The following is a 3,072-nucleotide window of genomic DNA, read 5'->3' on the forward strand; positions in this document are numbered from 1 at the left end:
CCCTTACCCTCCCCCTCGTGGGGAGGGTGACCGCGTAGCGGTCGGGTGGGGGGTGGGGCAAGGGCCATCGCAGCCCCCTCCCCGTCTCACCGGCTTCGCGAAATGCAAAGCCGGTTCGCCGACCCTCCCCACAAAGGGGGAGGGTAAGGCGCCTACAGCGCCTGCGTCGTGTAATCCCCTTCCGGCTCGTAGAGGCCGTCCTCGATCTTGGTCTTGTGGACGACCTTGAGCTTGCCGCCTTCGACCTTGGAGATGTTCTGGATGCCGAAGCACTGGTGGATCTTGCCGTTGAAGGTTTTCGGGCCCTGCGGATGCTCCGGACCTTCGGCGAATTCCTTCAGCGCCTCGGTGGCCTCGACCAGCTTGGCGCGATCCTCGGGTCCCTTGTAGCCGGCATCCTCCATCGCCTTCTTGACGACATAGAGCGTTTCCCAGCAGCCGAACATGTGGGCGGCGGTGGAGACGTCCTTGGGGTCGCCGACGGCGGCGCCGTTGTCGTCGATGCCGACGGCGGCTCGGTAGGCCTTCTGCGCGGCGGAATCGTCGGGCTGCGCGTAGCGCGGCGAGCCTTCCCAGAAATGGCTGCCGTCGAGGAATTCGAGGCCGGGGCTGTTGATGTCGACGGCTTCCAGCGAGTCGATGAAGCCGAAGAGCTGCGGCCGTTGCGAGCCGTAGAACTCGCCGAGCTCCTTGACGAAGGTGAGCACCGCAGGGCCGACCATGACGTGGTAGATCACCTCGGTCTCGGCCGGGATCTGCGGGAAGTACTTCGTGAAGGAGCTTTCCGTCGGCGGGATGGCGATCTGCGCGATCACGTCGCCACCTTGCGCCTTCAGCGCCGGCGGCAGGTAGTCGCGATGGTCGTAGCCGAAGGCGAAGTCCGGGAAGATCTGCGTCACCTTCTTGCCGGCGTTGGCGGCAATCCACGGCGCCATCGACTGGATCTGGCTCTTCACGTCGGTGATGCCGGGCTGGAAGACGTAGCGGTTGAGCTTGGTGGAGGCGACGTGATGGCCTTCGCTGACCACGAAATAGGGGATCTTGTTCTCGCCGGCGGCGGGCGCCGAGCCAATCACGACATGCGAGAACAGCGTGCCGAAGACGATGTCGGTCTTGTGCTGCTTGGCGAATTTGTTGACCACCTCGGCGCCGCGCGCCGGATCGGTGCCGTCATCCTCGATCACCAGCTCCACCTTGCGGCCGCCGATGCCGCCGGCGTCGTTGATCGCCTTGACGGCGGCCGCGCTCGTCTTCTCGTACCAGCGGCCATAGGCGGCGCCGATGCCGGTGCGGTGCGACTGGAAACCTATTCTGATGGGCGCCAAGCTCTGCGCCTGGCTGTAGCGGACGAAGCCGGGGGCCAGCGCGAGGCCGGCGCCCGCGGCCATGCCCTTCAGCGCCGTGCGGCGAGACAGCGTCGTCTTGGAGAGGTCGAAAAATCCGTTCTTGTCAGCCATGTCCGTTCCCCTGTTTTTTCAGTTTTGACCAGCGATAAGGCGGCTCGATCCTCCTCGCGCGGAGGATGCGAAAATTGCATGTGTACAAACTAAATCACCAAAGCCATGAGCTGGCAAGCGAGCTTCCCCAACGGTATTCAGCGGCGCCCTTCTCTCATCCCGCCGTCGGCGTGGCAAGCAACCAAAGGCCGAATATCGTATAGGCGATCATCAGGAGTGTCAGCGGAAGCTGGCTGAGCGCCGCGCGGGAGGCTTGCGGATGCGGCCGCCAGGCGAGCCCGTGCGCGATCAGGACCGCCAGCACATGGCCGGCGATGATGACGCCGGCCTGCAGATTCCACAGCCACCAGGCCGACTGAGCGCCGGCGACGATGCCTGCCTCGACCATCCTGTTGGCGGTGCCGAACAGGTTCCAGCCGAGCGCGAAGGGATCGGAGAGCGCGACCAGCGCATACTGGCCGTCCACCAAAAGCACGGCGAGGTAATGCGCGATGTGGTAGGCGAGCGCGATCGGCACGATCGACCAGACCAGCAGGCCGGCGGCTTTTCCGAACGGCTGCGCATCGCCGGCGAGCCGCTGTCCAAGAAAGACGGCCAACGCGAACACCGCCGCGAGCAGGACAAAGGTGAGCACGAGGCCGAAGCTGCCGATGCCGATCAGGGCGGTGCGGCCGGGATACTCCAGCGGGTTGACGCCGAACAGGCCAAGCCAGAGGAAGGTTTTCGACAGGCCGTCGAAGGACACCGACGACAGCGCCAGCAGAAGAAAGGCCGTGCCGCTCAGCGGCAGCGGCTCGGCGGCCAGCAGCTTGGCGCCGGGCCAGCAGAGCGAGAGGCGGCCTTCGCGGCGCTCGAACGGCGCGAAACGGGCGACCATGGCGAAAAAGATGGTCAAGAATTCGCCACGCTTGCTCCAGGCGCCGTAGCCGAAGATGAGCATCGCGACAAAGCTCGCCAGCCAGTAGATACCGGCGGCAAAGGCCAGGCGGGCCGGATCGTCGGGCGCCGGATCGATCAGCTCGAACCAGGCGAAGGCGAGGAACAGCATGAAGGCCGGCCAGAAGCCGAGCCATGACGGCAGGCGTGACGGCTTTGCCTCGCCAGCCTGAAGGCCGAAGACGCGAGCGGCGACGCGCCAAGGGCCGTACCATGGGTTGAGCCACGACCAGAGGTCACCGAACGCGCCCTGCAGCAGCGTGAAGCCGGCCCAGAGCAGCGTCCAGATCACCAGCGGTAGCGGGTTGGAAAGCGGGTCGCGGCTGCCGAAAAGGCCGGCGGCGACGAGAAGTACGAAGCCGGCAAATGAAATTAAACTGACGATGGCGCGTGGAACGTCGCTGACGGTGAACAAGGACATGCGCCGACGCCAGAAGCGGTCGAGGGCGGCAGGCGGAAGCAACGCCAGGACGAGGAAGCTGACCGCCACGGCAAAAGCGCCGCCGGCGATGTAGTAGCCCGTCGGGAGAAGCAGGACATGGCCGCGATCGGAGGCGTGGGCGAAGGCGGGGGTGGGGAGGAAGGCGAGGGCGGTGGCTGATGCGAGAATAACGCCAGCGCCGCGATCCTTCACACCCCCCTCTGTCCTGCCGGACATCTCCCCCGCAAGGGGGGAGAT

Annotated in this window: 2 protein-coding genes; both read right to left on the reverse strand. The window is 65.7% G+C overall.

Annotated features, from left to right (window positions below; genetic code table 11):
- Window positions 1-152: 152 nt before the first annotated feature.
- Complete coding sequence (locus EOD07_RS28615) at window positions 153-1,457, reverse strand: ABC transporter substrate-binding protein (RefSeq protein ID WP_127237752.1); 1,305 nt, start codon at window positions 1,455-1,457, stop codon at window positions 153-155.
- Between the two features lie 154 nt (window positions 1,458-1,611).
- Window positions 1,612-3,072, reverse strand: a 1,461-nt coding sequence (locus tag EOD07_RS28620) for a hypothetical protein (protein WP_348627789.1), incomplete at its 5' end; no start/stop codon positions are given.

Source organism: Mesorhizobium sp. M2C.T.Ca.TU.002.02.1.1 (genome assembly GCF_003997225.1).